The sequence below is a fragment of the Chitinasiproducens palmae genome (assembly GCF_900095735.1).
GTDB classification, from domain to species: Bacteria; Pseudomonadota; Gammaproteobacteria; order Burkholderiales; family Burkholderiaceae; genus Chitinasiproducens; species Chitinasiproducens palmae.
The window spans coordinates 1-22,460 of sequence record NZ_FNLO01000013.1; the positions used below are offsets into that span (position 1 = coordinate 1).

Below are 22,460 nucleotides of genomic sequence, written 5' to 3' on the forward strand. Positions count from 1 at the left end.
CGATCACCGCGCCGGCCTCGTCGTAGAGCACCTCGGCGGCCGGAAAGCCCGGGAAGATCTCCACGCCGAGCGCCTCGGCCTGCTCGCCAAGCCAGCGCACGACGTTGGCCAGGCTGATCACGTAGTTGCCGTGGTTGCGAAAGCTCTCGGGCAGCGCCCACTCCGGCACGCGCCGGGCCGAGGCCTGCGAGAGGAACAGGAAGCGGTCCTCGACCACCGGCACGTCGAGCGGCGCGCCCTGCGCGCGCCAGTCGGGAAACAGCTCGGTGATCGCGCGCGGGTCCATCACCGCGCCGGAGAGGATGTGGGCGCCGAGCTCCGAGCCCTTTTCGAGCACGCACACGCTCAGTTCCTCGCCGCGCTCGGCGGCGCGCTGCTTGAGCCGGATCGCCGCGGACAGTCCCGCGGGGCCGCCGCCGACCACGACCACGTCGTACTCCATCGATTCGCGTGGACCGTATTGCTCGAGCAGAAGCGTGGAAGAGGCCGTTTGCTGAGTGTTCATGCGTGTTGTATTCGAGTGGGGCGGCCTGTACGGCCTGATGATCCGCAGCTTAAGGGGCGCGGTTCGGCGCGCTGCGTTGGTGAAGCGCGGCCAACATCTTGGATAAGCGGCGATGATGCAGCCCGGTCTCGATGCACGCGCCAGTCCGTGCTCGCGCGGGCCGCGGCGGCACGGTCCGCTCATTGCCGCGCTCATGGCAGCGCTCATGGCAGGCCAAGGTCGTGAGCGCCGCTGGCCGCGCTACCGTGCCGGCGCCGTTCGCACCGCGCAGGCCCGACCGTGTCGGGGTGCGCGGCACCGGCGCCGCGCTTAGATGCAGCGGCGGTTCTGCTAAAAATCGCCGACGATTATATTGCCGGGCTTTGACGCCCGCTGTACGACACTTCGCCCATCGTTCAAAGAGCAAAGGCGGAACCGTGGAAACTTACGACGTCGTCGTCATCGGTGCTGGCGTGATCGGCAGTTCGGTGGCGTTTCACCTTGCCCGCCTTGGCGCGCAGCGCGTGCTCGTCGTCGATCGCGGCACGATCGGTGCCGGCACGACTTCGCAGTCCTCCGGCATCCTTCGCACGCACTACTCGGTGCGGGAGAACGTCGAGCTCGCGCGCCAATCCTGGCGCGTCTTCAACGACTTCGCAAACTATCTCGGCGACGACGAAGCTTCGTGCGGCCTGGTGAAGTGCGGCTACATGATCGCCGCGGCAGAGGGTGACAAGCTCGAACCTCTGCGCGCGGCGCTCGAACAGCAACGCGAACAAGGCATCCCGCTCGAATTGATCAGCCAGGCGCAGGCGCGCGAACTGCTGCCGATCGCGCGCTTCGACGATGCGGCACTGATCGGCTACGAGCCCGAAGCGGGCTTCGCCGACGCCTATCTCGTCGCCACCAGCTTCGCGCGCGCGGCGCGCCGCCGCGGCGTGACGATCCGCGAGAACGTCGACGTCACCGGCCTGTTGCGCGACAACGGCAAGGTGGTGGGAATTTCGACCAGCCAGGGCGATATCCGTGCTGGCATGGTGATCAGCACGCAGAACATCTGGACCCCGGAACTGGCAGGCTGGACCGGTCATTCGCTACCGGTCGTGCCCGAGCGCCATGCCGTCCTCGCACTCGAATGCGATGCGGCGCGCTACACGTACACGATGCCCGTCTTCAAGGATCTGGCGTCGCCCGGCATGCTCTACTGCCGCAGCTACGGCGGTAGCCAGATGCTGGTCAGCGAGGGCGTGGTCGGCGAGAAACTCAACGCGGCCGACGTCGAACAGGGCGACGTGCCGATGGACTATGTGATCGAGGTCGGTGCACAAGTCGCCGAGCGCTTCCCTGCCTACGAGGTGGCCGGTCTCGCCTCGTCCTGGACCGGCGTGTACGACGTCACGCCTGACTGGAACCCGGTATTGGGGCCGTTGCCCGGCATCGAGGGACTGGTAGTGGGCTACGGCTTTTCGGGGCACGGTTTCAAGCTCTCGCCCACGGTTGGACTGGTGCTGGCGCAAGCCGCGCTCGGCCTGCCGACCGAGGTGTCGCTGGCGCCCTATTCGATCGAACGCTTCGCGACGGGTGCGCTGCTGACCGGCAAATACGGCCTGGGCGCCGTTTCCTGACACGCGCGGGGACGAAACGATGCGCGACGCCGTCGACGTGGCCGCGCTGGCCGACATTCCCGCCGAACCTTGGCGCAACGGCGGCGGCATCACCCGGACCCTGGCGGTGGGCGACGGTTGGCGCGCCAGCCTCGCCGAGATAGGCCGTGACGGCCCGTACTCGCGCTTTGCCGGCACGCTAAGGCTCTCGCTGATCGTGGCCGGCGCGGGCGTGCGCTTGCGCGCCACCGCGGCGGAACACGCGACTGCGCATGAGCTGTTGCCCGGCCAGGCCGTGCAATACGACGGCGACGCGGCATGGCAGGCCAGTCTGATCGACGGACCCGCGCTGGCATTGAACCTGATCGCGCGGGCAGGCGCCTACCGTCTGCATGCGCAAACGCTGGACGCGGAGCGCGGCGTTCCGATCGGAGCGCATGCCGGGCTGGTGGTGCTGAGCGGTCCACAGCCGTGCGCGGTGTGGGAAGCCGACGGCAGTCGCCGCCAGTGGCAACTGGCGCCGTTCACGGTTCTGCGAATACCCCGCTTGACCGCGTCGATCCAGCTGTGCGGCGCGGCCGCGGTCGCCGCCCCGGCGGCCGACGCGGGCACGCGCGCGCCCATCCAGGGCGCCCCCCCACATTGGCCGATCGTGGCGAGCGCCGAACCATTGACGTGAGCCGATCCAGCGGAGCGGCGCACCGCGCCCCGGCGCGGACGGCGCGGACGGCGCGGACGCAGGACGGTAACGGCTGCCACGCGGCGTCGCCGCGCACAGCCACGAACGAAGCAGGCAGCTTGTATGAGGAAATCGAGATGAAGATCATTGCAGCAGTCAAGCGCGTCGTCGACTACAACGTCAAGGTGCGCGTCAAGGCCGACCAAAGCGGCGTCGAAACGGGCAGCGTCAAGATGGCGATGAATCCGTTCGACGAGATCGCCGTCGAGGCCGCGACACGTCTGAAGGAAGCGGGCCAGGCGAGCGAAGTGATCGCGCTCAGTTGCGGCACCGCGCAGTCGCAGGAGACGTTGCGTACGGCGCTGGCGATCGGCGCCGATCGTGGCGTGCTGGTGCAGACCGATGTCGAACTGCAGCCGCTGGCTGTTGCGAAGCTTCTGAAGGCAGTCGTCGAGCGCGAAAAGCCGGCGCTGGTGATTCTTGGCAAACAGGCGATCGACGATGACGCCTGCCAGACCGGACAGGCGCTGGCCGCCCTGCTCGGCTGGCCGCAAGCGACGTTCGCAAGCCATATCGAGATCGCCGACGATCGCGCCACGGTCACGCGGGAGACCGACGGCGGTGTCGAAGTGGTCGCGCTGCGCCTGCCCGCGATCGTGACGACGGACCTGCGTCTCAACGAGCCACGGTATGTCACGTTGCCGAACATCATGAAGGCGAAGAAGAAGCCCCTCGAGACGATCGAGCCGGCCACGCTCGGCGTCGATCCGGCACCACGTCTCAAGACCTTGCGCGTCGAGGAGCCGCCGGCGCGCACGGCCGGCATACGCGTCCCCGACGTTGCGACGTTGGTCGAGAAACTCAAGCACGAAGCGAAGGTGATCTGAATGACGACATTGGTTATTGCCGAACACGACAATCGGCAAATGAAACCCGCCACGCGCCACGCCGTCGCGGCCGCGCTGGAGCTCGGCGGCGACGTCCACGTCCTGGTCGCGGGTCACGATGCGGCGGCAGTCGCGGAGTCGGCGTCCCGTCTGACCGGCGTCGGCAAGGTCCTGCTGGCCGACGCACCGTCCCTGGCCGAGGCGCTGCCCGAAAACCTGGCGGCTCAGGTGCTCGCCCTGGCGTCCGCATACAGCCACATTCTGTTCGCCGCGACGGCGAACGGCAAGACCACCGCGCCGCGCGTGGCCGCGCTGCTCGACGCCTCGCAGATTTCGGATCTGATCGAGGTCGTCGCCGCTGACACCTTCAAGCGCCCGATCTACGCGGGCAACGCAATCGCGACGGTGCAAAGCACCGATGCGGTGGTGGTCGCCACGGTCCGCACGACTGCGTTCGAGGCCACCGCCGACGGCGCGGCAGCGGCGCCGGTCGAACGCATCGAAGCAGTTGCCGACACCGGCCTGTCGACCTTCGTCCGCCGCGAGCAGGTCGTCAGCGAGCGGCCCGAGCTGACTTCCGCGCGGGTCGTAGTGTCCGGGGGGCGCGGCCTTGGCAGCGCGGAGAACTTTGCGTTGCTCGACCCGCTCGCCAACACGCTCGGCGCCGCCGTCGGCGCGTCACGTGCGGCGGTCGATGCCGGTTTCGCGCCGAACGACTGCCAGGTCGGTCAGACCGGCAAGATCGTCGCGCCGGACCTGTATGTCGCGGTGGGCATCTCGGGCGCCATCCAGCATCTGGCCGGAATGAAGGACTCGAAGATCATCGTCGCGGTGAACAAGGACGCCGAAGCGCCGATCTTCGGTATTGCGGACTACGGCGTGGTCGGCGATCTGTTCGAAGTGGTGCCTGCCCTCGCGGCGTCGCTCTGACACGCGGGCACCATCCCGTCGCCATCACGGCGCCGGCGGACGCGGCTGGTCGCCATGAGGCACGCTATCGCGGACCTCCGCTATTGGGCAGAAGCGGGGCAGACGCCAGGCAGACCGGAACCGTCGGCGCCAGCAGGCGGATCAGGTTTTCGGCTCCAAGTCTGGCTCGCCGACGCGCACCGCGTCGCGTTTGACGAGCGTCAACACGACCAGGCCGCCGCAGCAGATCAGCGCGGTCATCGGCAGCAGCCCGGCGGAGAAACTGCCGGTCACCGCCTTGAGCCAGCCGATCAGCGCCGGGCTGACGAAACCACCGAGAATCCCGATTGCGCTGATCACCGCGATGCCCGCGGCGGACGCGTCCGGACTCAGGCACGTGGGCGGAATCGCCCAGAACAGCGCGCAACCGAAGATGAAGAACGACGCGATCGACAGCGCAATCATCGTCGGCACGAATGCACCGTCGAGAAACTGCGTTGCGTACAGGACCAACGAGCCGACCACCAGCGTGCTTGCCACGTGCCAGCGCCGCTCGCGCAAACGATCCGAACTGTAGCTCAACGCCAGAATGCCTGCCCCCCCGCAGCCGAACGGGATTGCGCTGTACAGGCCGACCTGCGCCATGTCGGTGATGCCGAGCCCGCGGATCATAGTCGGCAGCCAGAACGTCAGCGTGTAGACCGCGCAGGCGCAGGTGAAGTAGACGAAGGACAGCACATAGGTCTGCGGATCGGCAAGCGCGGCCAGCAGCCGGTTGCGTTGATGTCGCGTGCCGTCGCCGGCGAAGTGGTCGGCCGCCATCGCTTCACGCACGACCGCTTTCTCGCGCGCGCTCAGCCAACGCGCCTGCTCCGGACGATCGGCCAGCAGCAGGTAGACGATGACGCCCATGATGACCGCCGGTAGGCCTTCCAGCACGAATACCCACTGCCAGCCGTGCCAGCCGAGCACGCCGTCGAAGTGCTTGAGAATGTAGCCCGACAGTGGCCCACCGATCACGCCGGTGATCGGCATGCCGAACAGGAACAGTCCCGTGACCCGGCCTCGTCTCGCGCTCGGGTACCAATATGTCAGGTAGAGAATGACGCCCGGAAAGAAGCCCGCTTCGAACATGCCGAGCAGCAGACGCGCGACGTAGAACTGCGTCGGCGTAGTGACGAAGGCGCTTGCCGCCGACGTGATGCCCCACAGAACCATGATGCGCAGGAACGTCAGCCGCGCACCGACGCGCTCCATCCACAGGTTGCTGGGCACTTCGAAAAGCAGATAGGTGATGAAGAAGATGCCGGCCCCCAGACCGTACACCTGATCGGAGAACTGCAGGTCCGACTGCATCGTCAGCTTGGCGTAGCCGACATTGATCCGGTCGAGAAACGCCATGATGTAGGCGATCAGAACGATCGGGACGACACGGCGGTTGATGCGCGTCCATACCGCGTCCTGTTCGGTCCGCGTCGTTGGCGCAAGGCTGGCTTGGGCGCCCAGGTGGGGTGAGTTCATCGTCGGTCTCCGGAAGCGATGCCGTCGCACGCGCTCAGCGCAGCGCGAACTGCGGCGTCGCACCGCTCATGCGCGACAGCCCCATCAGCTCGCGCGCCTCTGCCGCGCTTGCCGGTTCCATGTCCAGTTCGCGGATCAGCCGCACCACGCGCTCGGTCAATTGCAGGTTCGTCGCCAGTTCGCCCTGCCGGTAGTACAGGTTGTCCTCCAGTCCGACGCGCGCATGCCCGCCCAGCAGAAGTGCGGCGAGATTGGCCTCGAGCTGGGCAGGGCCGATACCGCTCACGCAGAAGATGCTGCCGCGTGGCAAGGTATCGACCATCTGCTGCAGATATCGCACCGAGAACGGCATCGCGTTCTGGAAGCTGCGATGCACGTTCATCACGAGATTGATGAAGTGCGGACCGTCGTCGAGGCCTTCGCCGATCAGCGTCGTGACATCCTGCAGCACATGGGCCGGGCTGAACACTTCCCACTCCGGCTTGATGCCCCGTGCCTTCATGCCGCGCGCCAGCGCACGGCCTTTCGACAACGGCGTGTCCATCAGGATTTCCCGGCCATCGAAGGTCAGATTGAGGGTGGTGGCGTCGAGCGTGCACATCTCGGCACCGGCCTCCATGCCCTTCAGCCGCTCCTCGAAAAGGATCTCCCAGCGGTCGCCGGGCAGTTCGCGCAGCATGTCGCCGTGCACGCCGCCACCGGTCGAGTTGTTCAGCACGATGTCGCAGCCGGCGTCGCGGATGCGCTGATTGATCTCGCGATAGATCGCAGCATTGCACGTCGCGCCGTCGTCGGGCCGCCGCGCGTGAATCGCCGCCACGCTGGCGCCGGCCTGCCAGCAGCGCACGACGTCGTCGGCAATCTCCTTGGGCTGCGTCGGCAGATGCGGATTCTGCGACTTGAACGCCATGCCGCCCGTGGGGGCGATGGTGACAATCACCTTGCGCTTCATCGGTTGTCTCGTCGTTTTTCTTGGAACGTCATTGTTTGCCGCGCGCGCCGCGATGCGCAGTCATCGAAATGACAATTGCGCCCTAGGGTTTTCACGATCACCCGTGGACGTGCCGGCTTCCCTTACCATGTCCGTCTTTGCGTCCATGCGTCACCGATGCCGCCTTCCCGGAAAGTGCAACGCACACTCGCCTCCCTGCTGGAGCAGTCCGCCTGGTATGCCGCGCTGAGCGACGCGGCGCGCCAGCGTGTTCTTGCGCAGATGCTCGAAGCTGAGGTACCGGCGGGGCGCGCGCTCTGCCAGGAAGGGGATCTGCCACGCCACTGGTACGGCGCGATCAGCGGCTTGTTGAAGTGGTCGGTGGCGCGGGCCGACGGCCGCTCGGCGACACTGGGCGGCCTGTCCGCCGGCAGTTGGTTCGGCGAGGGCACGCTGTTGCAGGGCGTGCCACGCAGCGCCAACATCGTCGCGTTGCGGCCCAGCCGCGTGGCATTGATGCCCGAAGCGACGTTCATGTGGCTGCGCGAGCACGAGCGCCCCTTCACCGAATTTCTGCTGCGACAGATCAACGAGCGGATGCAGTGGTTTCTCGGCAACTTCGCCGCGCTGCTGCTGCTCGATCCCGACAGCAACGTCGCGCGCGCGCTGGCTGGCCTATTTCATCCGTGGCTGCATCCGGGCAGCGATCCACGCCTGGAAGTCACGCAGGAGGAGATCGCCCACCTGTCGGGCGTGTCGCGCCAGCGCTGTCACGCGGCGCTCCACCGCCTCGCCAAGGCGGGACTGATCGAGGTCGCCTACGGCGGCATCACGGTGATCGATCTGCCGGGCCTGCGCCAGCGCATGCAGGGTTGACGCGCTCGATTTCCGGCGACGTTGCGCGCACGCGCCGCGTCTTCGTTTCAGCACCGTGGAGGTATCTTGGAGTACGAACACATCTCGCAGGTCGCGGTCATCGGCACCGGTACCATCGGCGCAAGTTGGGCCGCCTTGTTCCTTGCCCGAGGTTTGCGAGTGAATGCCTACGACCCGGCGCCCGGCGCCGCGGACCGACTCCGCCGGGCCGTGGCCGATCACTGGCCGACGCTCGAACGGATCGGTCTGGCATCCGACGCATCGGCCGACCATCTACGCTGCTTCGAGGATCTGGAGGACGCACTCACCGGCGTCCACTTCGTCCAGGAAAACGGCCCCGAAAATGAAGCCGACAAGCGCACGTTGCTTGCGCGCATCGACGCATTGCTGCCAGCCGATGCGATCATCGCGTCGAGCACATCTGGCTTGACCGCGAGCGCCATCCAGTCCGCATGTGCGCACCCGGCGCGTGTCCTGGTCGGCCATCCGTTCAATCCGCCGCATCTGATTCCGCTCGTCGAAGTCGTCGGCGGCGAGCACACGTGCGAAGCGGCGGTCGAACGCACGCTGGCGTTCTACCGCGCACTCGGCAAACGCCCGATCCGGCTCCGCAAGGAGATGAAGGGCCATGTCGCCAATCGCCTGCAGGCGGCATTGTGGCGCGAGGCAATGCACCTGGTCGCCACGGGGGCCGTCACCGTCGCGGAGCTGGACGACGCGGTGGCCTACGGCCCCGGCTTGCGATGGGCGGCTTGCGGGCCCTTTCTGAACCTGCATCTGTCGGGCGGCGCCGGCGGCATGCAACACGTCCTCGACCACCTTGGTGCGCCGATCGAAGCGTGGTGGGACGATCTCGGTACGCCACGCATCACGCCGGACCTCGCGAAGGCGGTCGTCGACGGCACCCATCAGGCGCTTGCAAACCGGAGCAACGCGGCGCTCGAAGCACAGCGCGACGCTCTCATTCTGGACCTGCTGCGGCGCCTGCCGCGTTGACGCGATCGCCGGCACGGCCGCGGCTGGGGCTGGGGGGCCGGCTGGTGTGCAGATCGCGACCGGCGACGAAAGGCTTGGCAACGCGCAGCCGTCGAGCACGACGGCCGGGCAAGGCCGCCGGGCGAGACCGCCACGACAGCGCGGCGGCCAGCATCGGCACGCCGTACCGCGCGCGGCACGATGGCCGCACGCTGGCTTGTCGCTCCGTCTAGAACGCGAGCAGGTTATCGCGAAACTGCTGATGGTCGTACACGCGTCGCACGGCGCCCAGCTTCTGCAACTCGGGGACCAAGCCATCGGTGATCTCCGCGATGTAGCGGCGCGTCAACTCAGGCTCCATGAACAGGAAGCCGTCGCCGCCCACCTCGTCGATGATGTCCGCCAGCTTGCCGGCCACCTCGGCCGGCGTACCGACCAGGTCGACGTCGGCCAATCCCTTGCCTGTCAGGGCGATCTCGCGCAATGTGCGGCCGGTGTATTGCGCGACCAACGTCTGATGGCCGTTCGAGCGCAGCTCCGGCAGCGGTTCGTCCGGATCGAACTTCGAGAAATCGATGCCGCTGGTGCGAGCCAGCGATGCGAGATGGACTTCCAGGTGTGCGGCGGCGTCGGCCTGCTGCGCCTCGCGTCTGGCCTCCGCACCTGCGCGAGTCTGATCAACGATCGGATTGATCAGGAACAGGCACTTGATGTGATCCGGGTTGCGGCCGGCGGCAAGCGCGCGCTGTCGGATGTCGTTTCGAAACGCCTTCATGCCAGCGACGCTGCGCGCCGACGTGATGATGGTCTCCGCCCACTGCGCGGCAAACACGCGCCCGCGTGGCGAGCCGCCGGCCTGGCAGATGACCGGCCGTCCCTGTGGCGAACGCGGCGCGGCCAACGGGCCGCGAGACCGGAAATACTCGCCCTCGAAGTGCACCGGGTGAACCTTCGCGGGGTCCGCGAAGCGCTCGGCCTCGCGATCGATCGGCATCGCGTCGGCTTCCCACGACTCCCACAGCTTGATGACGAGGTCGACATATTCGTCGGCCATGTCGTAGCGCTGGTCGTGCGGATATTGACGCTCCAGTCCGAAGTTCTGTGCGCCACCATCGTTGCTGCCGGTCACGAGGTTCCAGCCCGCCCGGCCCCGGCTGATGTGATCGAGCGTATTGGTCAGCCGCGCGAGCTGGAACGGATGGTACTCGCTGGTGGACAGCGTGGTGACCACGCCGAGCCGCTGGGTCGCCCCAATCAGGGCGGTGGCCAGCACTGCCGGGTCGAGCTTCGGCGAATCGACCGCATGGCGCAGGTAGATGTCGTGCGAATCGCCGTAGGTGTACGGGATATTCGACGAGTCCTCGATCATCACATAGTCGAACGCGGCACGCTCCAGCGCCCGCGAAAGATCGACGAACAGGTCGGGCAACACCCATTGCTGCGGATTGGGTCCGCCCCAGGGGTGGCGCCAGGCCTTCGGCCCATAGCCCTTCGAAATGAACCACGCAAGATGGAATGGCGTGTGCGACATGGGCAGATCCGGAAAAGTCGTGATGAGGACGCGCGGGGCGTCACGTCGGTGAAATGGGATGGCGCAGGCCGAGCGCCTCCAGCCGCGGGATCACATGGGTGGCGAACAACTCGAGTTCCGGCATGTAGTCGTAGAACGTCAACTGCACGCCGTCCATGCCTGCCTCGTGCAGGCGGGCGAGCTTGCCGGCCACGGTGTCCCATGAGCCGACCACGTGGACATGACCGCCCACGGCGCGCGCGCGCGCGTCGTGCTTCACCCATGCCTGGCTGTCACTGGCACGATGCTCTCTGTCGAACGATGCGAGCGAGGCGTCGTCCGCGTGCCGGAGGATGTCGTCGTAGTACGCGTGCGCGGCAGCATCGGTCGGCCCGGTGATCACCGTTGCGTTGATGATCACGCGAACCTTGCGTCCATGGGCTGCCGCGCGCCGCTTGATCGATGCGACGTGCTCGGGCAGCACCTCGATGGCCGCGTCGAAACGCTCGCCGACCGGGCTTGATGTAAAGACCACGTCGGAGTGCGCCGCCCCATAGTCGAATCCCGCGGCAGAACTGCTCGCGGACAGCAAAATCGGACGCCCGAAACGCGGACGGGGCGAGATGTAGGCCTCGCGCATCGGGTAGCGGCCCTCGTAGGTCAGCGCGTCGTCGCCCTGCCAGAGGTCCTTCATCAACCGCACGAACTCGTCGGCCTGCTGGTAGCGCGCGTCGTGCTCGGCGCGTTCGATACCGAACATGCGCGCGCCGTCCGGCGAACTGCCCGTCACGATATTGACGCCGAAGCGCCCCGCGGCGACATGGTCCGCAGTGACGAGCTGCTTGGCCAGCATCAATGGATGCCAGCGATACAGCACGTGCACCGTACCCGCCAGGATCATGCGACGCGCCGAGGCCGCCAGCCCGACCGCCGCGATGAACGGATCCAGATGGTTCTCGCGATAACGCTGTTCGCCACCGTGCCCGCCCTTCGGCAACCAGCCCGAGAGACCGAAGCCCAGTTCGAAGCCAAGTTCGTCCGCGCGCCGCACCAATGCCCGGTTGTATTCGAACGACCAACCGGTGCCGCGTGGGTAGGTCGATTGCGACCAGGCTCCGTTCTGCAGCGGCAGGAACACGCCGAGCAGCAAAGGCTGTTGCAATACTTCGCTGAGTGGGCTGTCGGCGATTGAACCCGGCTCCGCCGGGCTCGACAGCTGTTCAAGGGTTCGATGACTCATGGTCGTCGCACGGGCTTCGGATGGATCAGGAACGGACGTGCACGCTGACCGCGATCGGTCCACCGCGCCGCAGCGTGTTGTAGATCGGGCAATTGCCCGTGAAGTGGGCAACGAGGGATTCCGCGGTGTCCTGCGTGACGTTTTCCAACGTCACATCGATCTGTATGCTGGCGAAGCGCGTTGCGTCGTCCGGGTCACGTTCGGACGTGACGCGGGCTTCGCCGGCCGGTGTGGCGATGCCTTGCGCGCGCGCCTCCTTTTCCACGCTGCCGAGGGCGCAGACGGCGAGCGCCGACAGCAGGTAATCGGTCGGCTGCGGCGCGACCGTGCCCTCCTCGCGGCCGGACGCCGAGTCCGATACGAGGATGTTGCCCTCCGCCTCGATCAGGTAGCGGCCTGCGATGCCGACGCTGCGCGCAATCGAATGTCTGGTTTCTGCCATGATGTCCTCTCGATGAATGAGATCGCCCGACACGCCGCAGGCGCGTCGGCGACCGGGAAGGGGGTCGCGCGCTGCGCGGCTCAGTTGGGGTGCCAGAAGATCTGCTCGACGTCGGGCAGCTTGCGGATCAGGCCGTAGCGCAACAGGTCGTTGGCGATGACCTTGAGCTTGGCAAGACCCGGGTCGTTCGGGTATTCGTTCAGGTCGGCCGCGTCGACCAGCTTGCGGTCGAATCGAAGCGCGCGTACCACCGCATCCTTGCCTTCCTGCGGATGGTCAGTCGCGTACCGGTTCGCCTCGTCGATCGCCGCGTTGAAGCGTCGCAGCACTTCGCCGTTCTGGCTCGCGTAGGCCTTGCTCGTGATGAAATAGCCGCCGACGGCGCCAGGCAGGGAACCGGAATTGGCCGACAGAATCGGCACCAGCCCCTGGGCCACCGCCGCCGCGCCGGTCGGCTGCGGCAACCAGACTGCGTCCAGCGTGCCGTTCTTGACCGTGGCATACGCATCGTCGCCGGTCACCTTCGTCCAGCGCAGCTTGCTGAAGTCGGTGACGCCCAGGTTCTCGAGCGACTTGCGGGTGGTCCATTCGGCAATGTTACGAACCGAACTGGTGCCGATGTTCGCTTGCGCGAGCGCTTTCGCATCGCGAATGCGACTGTTCGGCGCGACGTATACGCGATACGGGTCATGCTTCGGGTCGCTCGGATGCGCATACGTCGCATGCACCAGCAGCAGCGGCAAACCCGCATCGATGGCTTCGAGATCGCTCACCACATTCGCGTAACCGATGCCGAATTGGCCGCTGAGAACCGTCGGGATGATGGTGGCGCCCGTGCCGCCGGCATTGATCGATGCATCCAGACCGTGCTTGGCAAAGATGCCCTTCTCCTTGGCCAGCAACAACGGACCGGCGTCCAGCGTCGGGATCACGGCGATCTTCACCGGCAGCAGGGCATCGGCCGCCGACACGTGGGACGAGGCAGACACGAGACCGAGCAATGCGCCGGCGACGACCGAGAAGCGAAGCAAAAGCGAATGGCGAGACATAGTTGTGCGCATGGGTGGGAGGGATGCTTGCGGACGACGCTTATGCGGGCACAGCGGCCTGTTCGACGATCGAGGACAGCACTGCCGCGCGCGCCGCGGCAAAGGCAGGCAAGGCTTTCGTGGTGATCTGATCGCGCCCGGCCGGCAGATCGACAATCACTTCGCGCGCCACCGTGCTCGGACTGCGGCTGAGCACGAGCACCCGGTCGCCCAGGTAGACCGCCTCGTCGACGTCATGCGTGACGAAGAGCACTGTGGTGCCCGCCTCCTGCTTGATCGACAGCATCAGGTCTTCCAGTTCGTTGCGCGTCTGCGCGTCGACCGAGGCGAACGGCTCGTCCATGATCAGCACTTCGGGCTGGCAGGCGAGCGCGCGCGCAATGGCCACGCGCTGCTGCTGCCCGCCCGACAGTTGCGCCGGGCGCTTGCGCGAATGGTCCGCCAGCCCGACGCGGCCGAGCATCTGCTCGACTCTGGCGAGCCGTTCGCCGCGGTCGGCAATGAGGTTGACCAACGGTAATTCGACATTGCGCTGCACCGAGAACCATGGGAACAGGGACCGCGCATAGTCCTGGAACACGACCGCGAAGGCGCGCGGCGGCGCGGTGACCGGCTGCCCGTCGAACACGATCTGCCCGGCGCTCGGTGCCAGCAAGCCGGCAAGCATGCGCAGCAGGGTCGTCTTGCCGGCGCCGGAACTGCCCACGATCGCCAGAAACTCGCCCCGAGCGACGCCGAAGGACACATCGCCGACCGCGTGCACGAGACCGTGCTCGGTCGCATAGCTCTTGTTCAGATGATTGATCTGCAACATGCATCTTCCGGCGCCGCTAGCGCGCGCCGCTCCGTTTTTCGACGACGCGCCCGACCGCCGTCAGCGCCATGGACAGGGCTGCGCCGAGTACGCCCAACAGCAGCACGCCGGACCACATGCGCCTGACGTCGAACGTGTACTGCGCGTTGAGCACCACCGAGCCAATGCCCGCAGTGGTGCCGATCATCTCGCTGGTGACCGCCACCACCAGGCTCAGCGGCACCGCCACGCTGATCCCGGCATAGAGGCGCGGCAACAGCGCGGGAACGATCACCCACCATTGCCTTTGCCACGCACGCAGTTGCAACACCCGGGCGGTGTCGAGCCACTGCGCGGGCAGGTTGTGCAGGCCGTCGACGACGTTGATCAACACCGGCCACATGATGCTCAGCGCGATGCTGGCGATCTTCATCGCACTGCCGATGCCGAACAGGCTCACCGCCGCCGGCAACAGCGCGACACTCGGGATTGCGCGAACGAATTCGATCAGCGGCGTCGACGCGCGTTGCAGCCACGGCTGCTGGCCGATGGTGAGACCGGCGACAGTGCCCGCAGCGATCCCGAGGATGAGGCCGCCCGCCAGATTGCCGAGCGTCGAACCGATGTCGCGCAGGCCGGGCGCGGACAGCCAGTAGTCCGCCGCGTCGCCTGCCATGTCGCGCAGCGGCGGAAAGAAGACGCTGTTCGAGTGCCAACTGAGACCGAGCCAGAGACCGATGACGGCCACCGCACCAAGACAACCGCGAAACAGCCGTCGTGCCGAGAGCGGATTCATCGTGACCGCCCTCCGACGCGTGCGGCACGGCGCGTCACCGCGCGTCCCAGCAAAAGGTTGGTTGCGACGCCGAGCAGGCCCGACAGCGCGACGTAGGCGTACATCAAGGTGAGGTTCGACCCGGCATACGCGAACGCAATCAGCCGTCCGATGCCCGCTGCGCCGGTCAGCAGCTCCATGCCGATCAACAGCACCAGCGAGGCGGTTGCACCGATGCGCAGCGCGCTGAGCATGTACGGCTCCAGCGCGGGCAGTGTCAGCCACCGGAACGTCTGCCACCCAGAGAAGCGAAAGACCCGCGCCGTGTCCTGTGCCACCGTGTCGTGCTTGCCGAACGCATGGGCCAGTCCGGGCAGCATCTGCCAGAGCGCGCCGAATGTCGTGAGAAACACCAGGCCATTCGTGTTTGCACCGATCGAGACGATCACGAGCGGAATCAGCGCCGTGCAGGGCATCGGCCGGAGGAAGGCGACGACCGGCGCCGTGTAGTCGCGCAGCCGCACCGACAGGTTCAGCCCGACTGCCAACGCCAGCGCCAGCGCGAACGAAAGGAACAGCGAGACAAGCCACGCGAACGCCGTCTCCGCCAACGGCGTCCAGACATGACCGTTCACGATCTCGTCCAGCAAGGTCAGCGCAACGGTCGAAACCGGCGGGAAACGCTTTGCATCGAGCATGCCGCTCCGGGCCAGGCAGTCTTCGAAGGCCGCGAGACCAAGCACGGCCAACCATGGCACCGCATTGCGCAACAGACGCGCGCTTGCGGCGGCTGCGCCGGGAACGGCATGCGCGCGGTGGCGGAGCGACCACGGTCGTTCGGGTCGGTGAAGAGTCGGGAGCATTGGCATGGGTGCTATTGAAGCGCACGCGCAGCCCGGCGAGCCACCAATTGATTTCGATATGTTTAGCTGATTTATAGAATATGTTCAGATAATCGTCATTTTTACGGCGCTGACGCGCGTTTGACGCTCAGCGTCTAACGCCTCCTGGATATATGTTCCGGGTCGTGTACCATTTGTTCAGCGCATCGCCGAGCGACAAGCGGCCAACGAGGACAGGGAATGCACGAGGAGATCGGGCCCGAGGGCTCCGGACAGTTGGCCGAAGCGGAATGGCTTGCGCGATATGTGACGACCGATGGCGCCGGCGACCTGGCGATGAGCATCGGCGACCTGGTACGCTCGGGACGGCTCGAAAGCGGCGCCCGGCTGCCTACGGTGCGCGCACTCGGCGCCTGCATGGGCGTCAGCCCGGCCACGGTCGCTGCGGCCTGGTCGAAGTTGCGTCGCGACGGCATCATCGAAACGCGTCGCCGCGGCGGCACAGTGGTCGTGTATCGTGCACCCGCGCCGACAGAACGCTGGCATGGACTGGCGCAAGGTCGCCCGCTCGACCTGGCGCAAGGCCTGATCGACCATGCGCTGCTCCCCGATCTCGGCCCGGCCTTGCAGGCCGCGCTTGGATATCCGATGAACCACGGCGCCGGCAAGGATCACATGATCGCGCCCCTGCGCGAGGCCGTCGCATCGACATGGCCGTTCAAACCCGCGGCCTGGACGACGGCGAGCAGCGGCACGGAGGGCGCGCTCCTTGCCGTGAAGGCCGCCATCCGGTACACGGGTACGACGGTGATCGCGATCGAGTCGCCCACCAGCCCGCGCCTGCTCGATCTGTGCCGTACGCTGGGCGCCGACCTGATGCCGGTGGCGTGCGACGAAGCCGGCCCGATACCGGCGTCGCTGCGGGAGGCATTGCAGGCCCGCCCCGGCGCCTTCATCTACCAGCCTCGCGCTCAGATACCGCTGGGACATGGCGTCGGCGAGACGCGCACGCAGGCGTTGGCGGAAGCGTTGCAGCGCGTGCCCGACACCATCGCGGTGGAAGATGACTTCCTCGGCCCGCTGGCCAGGCAGCCTTCGTTCAGTATCGGCGCCCACTTGCCGCAGCGGACCTTGTACGTCCGCACCTACTGCAATGCTTTCGGCATCGACCTCCGTACATGCGTGATCGGCGGCGCCGCACCGCTCATCGATACGATGCGTCGACTGCGCAGCCACGGCGCGGCGATGAACAGCAGGATCCTGCAGGGCGCGCTCGCCTTCCTGCTGACCGACGCGGACGCACTCGCCACGGCGTCGCTGGCGCGGCAACGTTACGCGTCCCGGCGCCTCGCTCTAGCCGAAGCGCTGCGGCTGCGCGGCTTCGAGGCAGGCAACCGCGACGGACTCGGCATCTGGCTGGCGGTACCACGCGAAAGCGAGGCCATCATCGAACTCGCTCAGCGCGGCATCTCGGTCGGTGCCGGCAGCCGCTGCTTCCCCGGCGAAACGAGCGGCCAGTTCCTTCGGCTGTCGACTGGCCGACTCCCCGACGATCCAGGCCAGATCCGCGAGATCGCCGACGCCTTTGCCGTCGGTGCGCCAGTGGACGCCGTCTCGTAACCGCCATCGGCGCGCGCGCCGCGAGCGCGAGCGGGCCGAGCGCTATCGAAGCGGCGCGATCGCCACGGATCTGGCCAACGGCCGGCCAAGCGCGCCCGCCACAGCCAGCGCCTGGCCCGCCGCGCGCCACCGCTGATTTGATGCTTTGCTTATCAGCAAACGAGATTTGTCGTTCCCGAACGCGCCGCTATACTTTTTCGCTTCGCTCAGCCGCCCGGCTTCGCACCGCAGCCCGCCCCAACGCTTCGTGCGCGCCCCAGGTGCACGCACAATCGGCGCCGCGCAATCGATCTTGAATCAACCCGGAAGGCAGCTCGCCTGCCCGCCGCCTCGCCAAGGCGCCGCGCGCTCGCGTGCGCTTGGCCTCCGCAGCACTGCAATCGCGCACCATGTCGACCTCCTCGAATCGTCAGATGAAACTCGCGGCCTATGTGATGGCCGGGCCTGTCTCCGGTCACCACGGCGGCTGGCGCTACCCGTCGGCCCAGCACGATATTCTCGACGTTCGCTTCTATCAGAACATTGGCCGCCTGCTCGAGGACGGCAAGTTCGACATGATGTTCGTACCGGACATCCAGGCGCTGCCGCGCCGGCTTGGCGACAGCCTCGCGAGCCAACTCACGCACGGCGCGCTCGGCGCACTGCGTCTCGACCCGATGCTCGTGCTCACCGCGATCGCCGCCAGCACGCAGCGCTTGGGCGTGGCCGCCACCATTTCGACGTCGTATTTCGCGCCGTTCCATATCGCGCGCTCGCTCGCCACGCTCGATCATCTGAGCGCAGGACGCGCAGCGTGGAACATCGTGACGTCCTTCCAGGATGCGGAAGCGCGCAATTTTGGCCTGAAGGAACAGCTTTCGCGCGATGAGCGCTACGATCGGGCCGACGAGTTCGTCGAAGTCGCTTGCAAACTCTGGGACAGCTGGCACGACGACGCGCTGATGTGGGACCGCGCGACACCGCAGTTTGCCGATCCGTCCCGCGTCGCGCCGATCGATCATCACGGCCGGTGGTTCGACGTCGAGGGCCCGCTGAACGTCAGCCGGCCGCCGCAGGGCCGCCCGGTGTTCGTGCAAGCCGGCGCGTCGGAACGCGGCAAGGATTTCGCGGCGAAGTGGGCCGAGGTGATCTTCGTCACGCACTCGTCGCTGGCATCGGCGCAAGCGTTCTATCAGGACATCAAGGAGCGTGCGCGCAGCTTCGGGCGCGATCCGGACCAGGTGAACGTCCTGCTCGGCATGGTGCCGGTGGTCGGCGAAACCGAGTCGATCGCGAAGGACAAGCAGGCGCTGCTCGACGATCTGTGCGATCCGGAGGCCGGCCTTTCCACGCTGTCCTACCAGCTCGATGTCGATCTGTCGCCGTTCCCGCAGGACCAGGTCCTGCCGGATCTCGAGGTGGGCGGCGTGCAGGGACATTATCGCGAGGTCGCGGAGCTGACTCGCAAGCAGAACCTGTCACTGCGCGAGATTGGCAAGCGCTACGGTGTCGGCCCGTTGCGCGACTTCAATGGCACGGGCGGCGAGGTCGCCGGCCGCATGCAGGAGTGGTTCGACGCGCGCGCATGCGACGGCTTCATGGTGCAGATGCCCTATCTGCCGGGCGGCATCGAGGATTTCGTGCGCTTGGTGGTGCCGGAACTGCAAACGCGCAAGGTGTTCCGCGCCGACTACACCGGCACGACGCTGCGCGAACATCTCGGTCTCGACCGACCGGCGCACTGAAGCGGCGGCATCTTTCATCTCAACAGACAGCACACGACACGCCATGACCATCAAACGGCTCAACGAAGACCGCCGCCGCTTTCTCAAGACCGGAGCCGCCGCCACCGCCGCGCTCTCGTTCCCGATGATCGCGCGCGCCGCGCCGCCGACGATCCGCTACGCCAGCGCCGGCGTGGTGGGTCCGGGTGAGCTCGAAACGGTCATTTTCAGCGACTGGTTCAAGGCGAACGTGCTCAAGCGGCACGGCAAGGAATACGTGATCGAGACGACCACCGCGCGCGGCACGCCCGGCGTGGCGACGCTGCTGGCGGCGGAACAGGCCGACCTCGGCACGCTCGCATTCACCAGCTTCGCGACCGTCATCGCAACCGATGCGGTGCCCGGCGGCGTCAAGGCCATCGCCGAAATCCACCGCGACGCGGTGAAGGGCTATGCGTCCAACCCGTTCGTGGTGTTGAACGACAGCCCGATCCGACGCATCGAGGATCTGAAGGGCAAGTCCGTTGCCGTCAATGCATTCAACGGCAGCGTCGACATCATCCTGCGCATCGCGTTGCAGCAGCACGGACTGGACCCGAAGAAGGATGTGCGCGTGGTCGAGATGCCGTTCGGCAACATCGGACCGGCGCTGCGCCAGAAGCGCATCGACTGCGGCGTGCTGGCGATGCCGTTCCAGGTGGACGAGGCGAAGCGCGGCGGGATCCGCACCGTGTTCGACGCGGTCGGTGTCGTGCCGCCCTACCCGGTGTTGTTCCAGAGTGCCCGCGCCAAGTTCCTGCAGGCGCAGCCGCAGGCCGTGCGCGCCTGGCTGGCCGACTACGTCGACGCGCAGCACTGGATCTACAATCCGGCCAACCGCAGCAAGGTCGTCGAACTGACCGCGGACCTTGCCAAGACGCCAGCCAAGTCGCTCGACGAGTACTTCCTGACCAACAAGGACTTCTATCGCGATCCGAACGCGACAATTTCGGCCGCGAGCATCCAGCCGCCGGTCGATGCGATGAGCCGACTCGGCCTGCTGCCGAAACCGGTATCGGTCGCGCCGTACGTCGACGCCTCGTACTTGCCGAAACGCGCATGAGCACGCTGCCTTCCCGCGCCGCGCAGGCCACCGGCGTCGCCGCCGGCGCCAGTGGCGCCGATGCAATCGCCGTTCGCGGCGTCAGCAAGTGGTTCGACAAGGAAGGCACGCGCACAACCGCGCTCGACGCAATCGATCTGCGCGTGGCGCCGGGCTCGCGCGTCGCGCTGGTCGGACCCTCCGGATGTGGCAAGAGCACGCTGCTGTATGTGGTGGGCGGCTTCGTGGCGCCCAGCGCGGGCGCGGCGTTCGCGTTCGATAGGCCGATCACCGGGCCCGGTGTGGAACGCGGCATCGTATTCCAGGAATACGCGCTGTTCCCATGGCTCACGGTGGCCGACAACATCGCGTACGGACTCGCACGCAAGGGTGTGGCGAAGGCCGAGATCCAGCGGATCGTCGCTGCGTACATCGACCGGATGCACCTGCAAGGCTTCGAGCGGCACTACCCACGCAACCTTTCCGGTGGCATGCGCCAGCGCGTGGCACTGGCCCGCACCTTCGCCACCGAACCCGCGATCCTGCTGCTCGACGAGCCGTTCGGCGCGCTGGACGCGCAGACGCGGGAATACATGCAGGATGCACTGCTCGAACTGTGGACCGCGTCCTCGAACACGCTGTTGCTGGTCACGCACGACATCGACGAGGCCGTCTATCTCTGCGATACCGTCTACGTCATGTCGCGCCGCCCGGGACGCATCGTGCGGCGCATCGACGTCGACCTCGACCGCAGCCAGGGGCGCGAGGCGATCGTGCTCTCCGAACGCTTCCGGACGCTGCGCAATGAGGTGTGGCTCGCCGTGCGCGAGCAGGTGCGCGGCGCGGACGATGGAGCCGACGCCTGATGGCTGCCGGGATGCCCGCCGCCGTTCCGGGCCGCGCCATTGCGCGCCAGCGCGTGCTGCGCGAGTTCGTCGGACTGGCATCGGTCGTTGTGTTCCTGCTCGCGTGGCACGTGGCGACCCGCCTCGCCCTGTTCCCCGAGGGCTTCGTGCCAGCGCCCGGCGACGTATGGCGCGCCGGCCTGCATCTGGCCCGCAGCGGCGAGTTGTTCGGCAATCTCTGGGCGACCGTCGTTTCGGCCGCGGTCGGCCTCGCCACCGGTAGCGCGGTCGGCTGCGTGCTCGGCATGGCAATGACGATGTGGCCACGCGTGGAACTGCTGGTGTCGCCGCTCGTGCGCGGCACCTACGCATTGCCGAAGACCACCCTGATCCCGCTGCTGGTGCTGTGGTTCGGCGTCGGTGGCGCGACCAACATCGTGGTGGTCGCCGTGACCGCCATGCTGCCGCTGATCGCCTACACGGTGCGCGGCACCCACGAGGTCCCGCAGGTACTGGTGTGGAGCGCGCGCACGCTGGGCACGCCCGCCGCGCAGATTCTCTGGCGCGTGCTGCTGCCCGCCGCGCTGCCGCAGATCCTCGCCGGCCTTCGCGTGGCCCTCGGCCTGTCCGTGTTGGTCGCCGTGTCGTGCGAAATGATCGTTTCCAACCAGGGCATCGGCAAATTGATGCTGCAATACGGCGAGCAAGGCAGCTACGACTACCTCCTGGCGGGCCTGGTCGCGGCCACGCTGGTGGCGTGGTTGGCCGACATCGCGCTGCGCGCCCTTAGCAACCGCCTGTTGCGCTGGCACGAAGCGAGTCGCGCGGACAGTGCGCAAGCGTGAGACGTTGACCATGCCTACATTGGATCTCGATACCGCCTCGCGCCCGGCGCAGGAACGTGCGCACGTTTCCTGGCGCCATCGCCTTGCGCGCGCCGCGCGTCGCGCGTCGCTGAGCGCCCTGCCTGTCATCGGCGTGCTGTTGTTGTGGCAACTGGCGGTCTCGGCGGGATGGGTCCGCGCGATTTTCCTGCCGCCGTTGCCCGCAGTGTGGCACGCGCTCGTCGACATCGTCACCACGCCGCTGCTCGCCGACACGCTGGGCACCAGCGTGCTGCGCGCGCTGCTCGGCGTGGCGCTGGCCGCGGCGATCGGCGTGCCCGCCGGCTTCGCGTTGGCTGAATCGCGCTGGCTGCGCTGGTGGTGCGAGCCGTATGTAGCGTTTGGCTATCCGCTGCCAAAGATCGCATTGGTACCGGTGTTCACCGTGTGGTTCGGCGTCGCGGCGCTGTCGAAGGTGATGCTGGTGTTCGCGACGTGTCTCTTTCCGTTCATGCTCGCGGCGCAGTCGGGCGCGTCGCTCGTGCCGCAGAAGCTGCGCTGGGCCGCGCTCGCGCTCGGCACCCGGCCCCGTGACATGTTTCGCCGCGTGATCCTGCCGGCCAGCGTGCCGTCGCTGATCACCGGCCTGCGGGTCGCGTTTCCGATCGGCCTGATCACCGTCTTCACCGCCGAGATGGTGTCCGGCGGCGGACTCGGCGAGGCGATCGTGCAGGCGCAGCGCTACTTCCAATCCGCGCAGGTGTACGCCTACGTGTTGCTGACGATGATCGTCGGCTATGCGGCGGACGTACTGATCGCGTGGCTGCAACGCCGGCTGCCGTCGAGCGCCGGCTGAACCAGGAGTCTGCC

The 22,460-nt window shown here is 67.1% G+C and carries 22 protein-coding genes; 12 read left to right on the forward strand and 10 right to left on the reverse strand.

What is annotated here, in order from left to right:
• Positions 1-505 (reverse strand): NAD(P)/FAD-dependent oxidoreductase (locus BLU54_RS18725; RefSeq protein WP_139169756.1); only part of this gene is annotated, 505 nt, incomplete at its 3' end.
• Positions 506-921: 416 nt separating this feature from the next.
• Here BLU54_RS18725 and BLU54_RS18730 point away from each other — a divergent pair.
• The 4 genes from BLU54_RS18730 (at position 922) to BLU54_RS18745 (ending at position 4,584) form a co-directional block, all read left to right on the forward strand.
• Positions 922-2,109: an NAD(P)/FAD-dependent oxidoreductase gene (locus BLU54_RS18730; protein WP_091911823.1), complete on the forward strand. Its 1,188-nt coding sequence runs from the start codon at positions 922-924 to the stop codon at positions 2,107-2,109.
• A gap of 19 nt (positions 2,110-2,128) precedes the next feature.
• The gene (locus BLU54_RS18735) at positions 2,129-2,767 is read left to right on the forward strand and encodes a HutD/Ves family protein (RefSeq protein WP_091911825.1); all 639 of its coding nucleotides are present in this window, start codon (positions 2,129-2,131) and stop codon (positions 2,765-2,767) included.
• Positions 2,768-2,904: 137 nt separating this feature from the next.
• Positions 2,905-3,654, forward strand: coding sequence for an electron transfer flavoprotein subunit beta/FixA family protein (locus tag BLU54_RS18740; protein ID WP_091912178.1), 750 nt, complete (start codon positions 2,905-2,907; stop codon positions 3,652-3,654).
• Positions 3,655-4,584, forward strand: a complete 930-nt coding sequence (locus tag BLU54_RS18745; protein WP_091911826.1) for an electron transfer flavoprotein subunit alpha/FixB family protein — start codon at positions 3,655-3,657, stop codon at positions 4,582-4,584.
• A 141-nt stretch (positions 4,585-4,725) separates the two neighbouring features.
• On the opposite strand, the gene BLU54_RS18750 is transcribed toward BLU54_RS18745, so the two are convergent.
• Positions 4,726-6,084, reverse strand: coding sequence for an MFS transporter (locus tag BLU54_RS18750; protein ID WP_091911828.1), 1,359 nt, complete (start codon positions 6,082-6,084; stop codon positions 4,726-4,728).
• A gap of 34 nt (positions 6,085-6,118) precedes the next feature.
• Positions 6,119-7,036, reverse strand: coding sequence for a beta-keto acid cleavage family enzyme (locus BLU54_RS18755; RefSeq protein ID WP_091911831.1), 918 nt, complete (start codon positions 7,034-7,036; stop codon positions 6,119-6,121).
• Between the two features lie 156 nt (positions 7,037-7,192).
• Between BLU54_RS18755 and BLU54_RS18760 the strand changes: the two genes are divergently transcribed.
• Both BLU54_RS18760 and BLU54_RS18765 read left to right on the forward strand, forming a co-directional pair.
• Positions 7,193-7,891 (forward strand): Crp/Fnr family transcriptional regulator, encoded by a 699-nt coding sequence (locus BLU54_RS18760; RefSeq protein WP_091911833.1) that lies wholly within the window; start codon positions 7,193-7,195, stop codon positions 7,889-7,891.
• Positions 7,892-7,957: 66 nt separating this feature from the next.
• On the forward strand, positions 7,958-8,887 hold the full coding sequence (locus BLU54_RS18765) for a 3-hydroxyacyl-CoA dehydrogenase NAD-binding domain-containing protein (protein ID WP_091911837.1): 930 nt from the start codon (positions 7,958-7,960) through the stop codon (positions 8,885-8,887).
• 208 nt (positions 8,888-9,095) lie between these two features.
• Here the strand turns inward: BLU54_RS18765 and BLU54_RS18770 are convergent, their stop codons facing one another.
• The 7 genes from BLU54_RS18770 to BLU54_RS18800 form a co-directional block, all read right to left on the reverse strand.
• Positions 9,096-10,397 (reverse strand): NtaA/DmoA family FMN-dependent monooxygenase, encoded by a 1,302-nt coding sequence (locus BLU54_RS18770; protein WP_091911839.1) that lies wholly within the window; start codon positions 10,395-10,397, stop codon positions 9,096-9,098.
• Positions 10,398-10,437: 40 nt separating this feature from the next.
• Positions 10,438-11,616 carry an LLM class flavin-dependent oxidoreductase gene (locus tag BLU54_RS18775; RefSeq protein ID WP_091911841.1) on the reverse strand — a complete coding sequence of 393 codons (1,179 nt, stop codon included), beginning with the start codon at positions 11,614-11,616 and terminating at the stop codon, positions 10,438-10,440.
• A 25-nt stretch (positions 11,617-11,641) separates the two neighbouring features.
• Positions 11,642-12,058: an OsmC family protein gene (locus BLU54_RS18780; protein ID WP_091911844.1), complete on the reverse strand. Its 417-nt coding sequence runs from the start codon at positions 12,056-12,058 to the stop codon at positions 11,642-11,644.
• An 80-nt stretch (positions 12,059-12,138) separates the two neighbouring features.
• The gene (locus BLU54_RS18785) at positions 12,139-13,119 is read right to left on the reverse strand and encodes an ABC transporter substrate-binding protein (RefSeq protein WP_091911846.1); all 981 of its coding nucleotides are present in this window, start codon (positions 13,117-13,119) and stop codon (positions 12,139-12,141) included.
• Positions 13,120-13,147: 28 nt separating this feature from the next.
• On the reverse strand, positions 13,148-13,921 hold the full coding sequence (locus BLU54_RS18790) for an ABC transporter ATP-binding protein (RefSeq protein ID WP_091911847.1): 774 nt from the start codon (positions 13,919-13,921) through the stop codon (positions 13,148-13,150).
• Positions 13,922-13,937: 16 nt separating this feature from the next.
• Positions 13,938-14,696 (reverse strand): ABC transporter permease, encoded by a 759-nt coding sequence (locus tag BLU54_RS18795; RefSeq protein WP_091911849.1) that lies wholly within the window; start codon positions 14,694-14,696, stop codon positions 13,938-13,940.
• Positions 14,693-15,373, reverse strand: coding sequence for an ABC transporter permease (locus tag BLU54_RS18800; RefSeq protein WP_170845223.1), 681 nt, complete (start codon positions 15,371-15,373; stop codon positions 14,693-14,695). The genes BLU54_RS18795 and BLU54_RS18800 overlap by 4 nt, the downstream gene beginning before the upstream one ends.
• Positions 15,374-15,757: 384 nt before the next feature.
• Here BLU54_RS18800 and BLU54_RS18805 point away from each other — a divergent pair, with 384 nt between their 5' ends.
• The 6 genes from BLU54_RS18805 (at position 15,758) to BLU54_RS18830 (ending at position 22,446) form a co-directional block, all read left to right on the forward strand.
• On the forward strand, positions 15,758-17,137 hold the full coding sequence (locus BLU54_RS18805; RefSeq protein ID WP_091911853.1) for an aminotransferase class I/II-fold pyridoxal phosphate-dependent enzyme: 1,380 nt from the start codon (positions 15,758-15,760) through the stop codon (positions 17,135-17,137).
• Positions 17,138-17,526: 389 nt separating this feature from the next.
• Positions 17,527-18,861 (forward strand): LLM class flavin-dependent oxidoreductase, encoded by a 1,335-nt coding sequence (locus tag BLU54_RS18810; protein ID WP_211435381.1) that lies wholly within the window; start codon positions 17,527-17,529, stop codon positions 18,859-18,861.
• A 43-nt stretch (positions 18,862-18,904) separates the two neighbouring features.
• On the forward strand, positions 18,905-19,942 hold the full coding sequence (locus BLU54_RS18815; RefSeq protein ID WP_091911858.1) for an ABC transporter substrate-binding protein: 1,038 nt from the start codon (positions 18,905-18,907) through the stop codon (positions 19,940-19,942).
• A complete protein-coding gene (locus BLU54_RS18820; protein ID WP_091911861.1) occupies positions 19,939-20,787 on the forward strand; it encodes an ABC transporter ATP-binding protein in 849 nt (282 codons plus the stop codon). Before BLU54_RS18815 ends, BLU54_RS18820 begins: the two co-directional genes overlap by 4 nt.
• An 11-nt stretch (positions 20,788-20,798) precedes the next feature.
• Entirely contained in the window at positions 20,799-21,611 is an 813-nt protein-coding gene (locus BLU54_RS18825; protein WP_170845224.1) for an ABC transporter permease, read from the forward strand.
• A gap of 10 nt (positions 21,612-21,621) precedes the next feature.
• Complete coding sequence (locus BLU54_RS18830; protein WP_139169757.1) at positions 21,622-22,446, forward strand: ABC transporter permease; 825 nt, start codon at positions 21,622-21,624, stop codon at positions 22,444-22,446.
• Positions 22,447-22,460: the final 14 nt, after the last annotated feature.

Coding starts and splice junctions, on each gene's coding strand:
- BLU54_RS18780 (WP_091911844.1), bottom strand. CDS start 12,058: ATGGCAGAAACCAGACATTCGATTGCGCGCAGCGTCGGCATCGCAGGC.
- BLU54_RS18825 (WP_170845224.1), top strand. CDS start 20,799: ATGCCCGCCGCCGTTCCGGGCCGCGCCATTGCGCGCCAGCGCGTGCTG.
- BLU54_RS18815 (WP_091911858.1), top strand. CDS start 18,905: ATGACCATCAAACGGCTCAACGAAGACCGCCGCCGCTTTCTCAAGACC.
- BLU54_RS18740 (WP_091912178.1), top strand. CDS start 2,905: ATGAAGATCATTGCAGCAGTCAAGCGCGTCGTCGACTACAACGTCAAG.
- BLU54_RS18770 (WP_091911839.1), bottom strand. CDS start 10,397: ATGTCGCACACGCCATTCCATCTTGCGTGGTTCATTTCGAAGGGCTAT.
- BLU54_RS18790 (WP_091911847.1), bottom strand. CDS start 13,921: ATGTTGCAGATCAATCATCTGAACAAGAGCTATGCGACCGAGCACGGT.
- BLU54_RS18775 (WP_091911841.1), bottom strand. CDS start 11,616: ATGAGTCATCGAACCCTTGAACAGCTGTCGAGCCCGGCGGAGCCGGGT.
- BLU54_RS18820 (WP_091911861.1), top strand. CDS start 19,939: ATGAGCACGCTGCCTTCCCGCGCCGCGCAGGCCACCGGCGTCGCCGCC.
- BLU54_RS18745 (WP_091911826.1), top strand. CDS start 3,655: ATGACGACATTGGTTATTGCCGAACACGACAATCGGCAAATGAAACCC.
- BLU54_RS18805 (WP_091911853.1), top strand. CDS start 15,758: ATGCACGAGGAGATCGGGCCCGAGGGCTCCGGACAGTTGGCCGAAGCG.
- BLU54_RS18755 (WP_091911831.1), bottom strand. CDS start 7,036: ATGAAGCGCAAGGTGATTGTCACCATCGCCCCCACGGGCGGCATGGCG.
- BLU54_RS18810 (WP_211435381.1), top strand. CDS start 17,527: ATGTCGACCTCCTCGAATCGTCAGATGAAACTCGCGGCCTATGTGATG.
- BLU54_RS18800 (WP_170845223.1), bottom strand. CDS start 15,373: ATGCTCGATGCAAAGCGTTTCCCGCCGGTTTCGACCGTTGCGCTGACC.
- BLU54_RS18785 (WP_091911846.1), bottom strand. CDS start 13,119: ATGCGCACAACTATGTCTCGCCATTCGCTTTTGCTTCGCTTCTCGGTC.
- BLU54_RS18735 (WP_091911825.1), top strand. CDS start 2,129: ATGCGCGACGCCGTCGACGTGGCCGCGCTGGCCGACATTCCCGCCGAA.
- BLU54_RS18795 (WP_091911849.1), bottom strand. CDS start 14,696: ATGAATCCGCTCTCGGCACGACGGCTGTTTCGCGGTTGTCTTGGTGCG.
- BLU54_RS18760 (WP_091911833.1), top strand. CDS start 7,193: ATGCCGCCTTCCCGGAAAGTGCAACGCACACTCGCCTCCCTGCTGGAG.
- BLU54_RS18750 (WP_091911828.1), bottom strand. CDS start 6,084: ATGAACTCACCCCACCTGGGCGCCCAAGCCAGCCTTGCGCCAACGACG.
- BLU54_RS18830 (WP_139169757.1), top strand. CDS start 21,622: ATGCCTACATTGGATCTCGATACCGCCTCGCGCCCGGCGCAGGAACGT.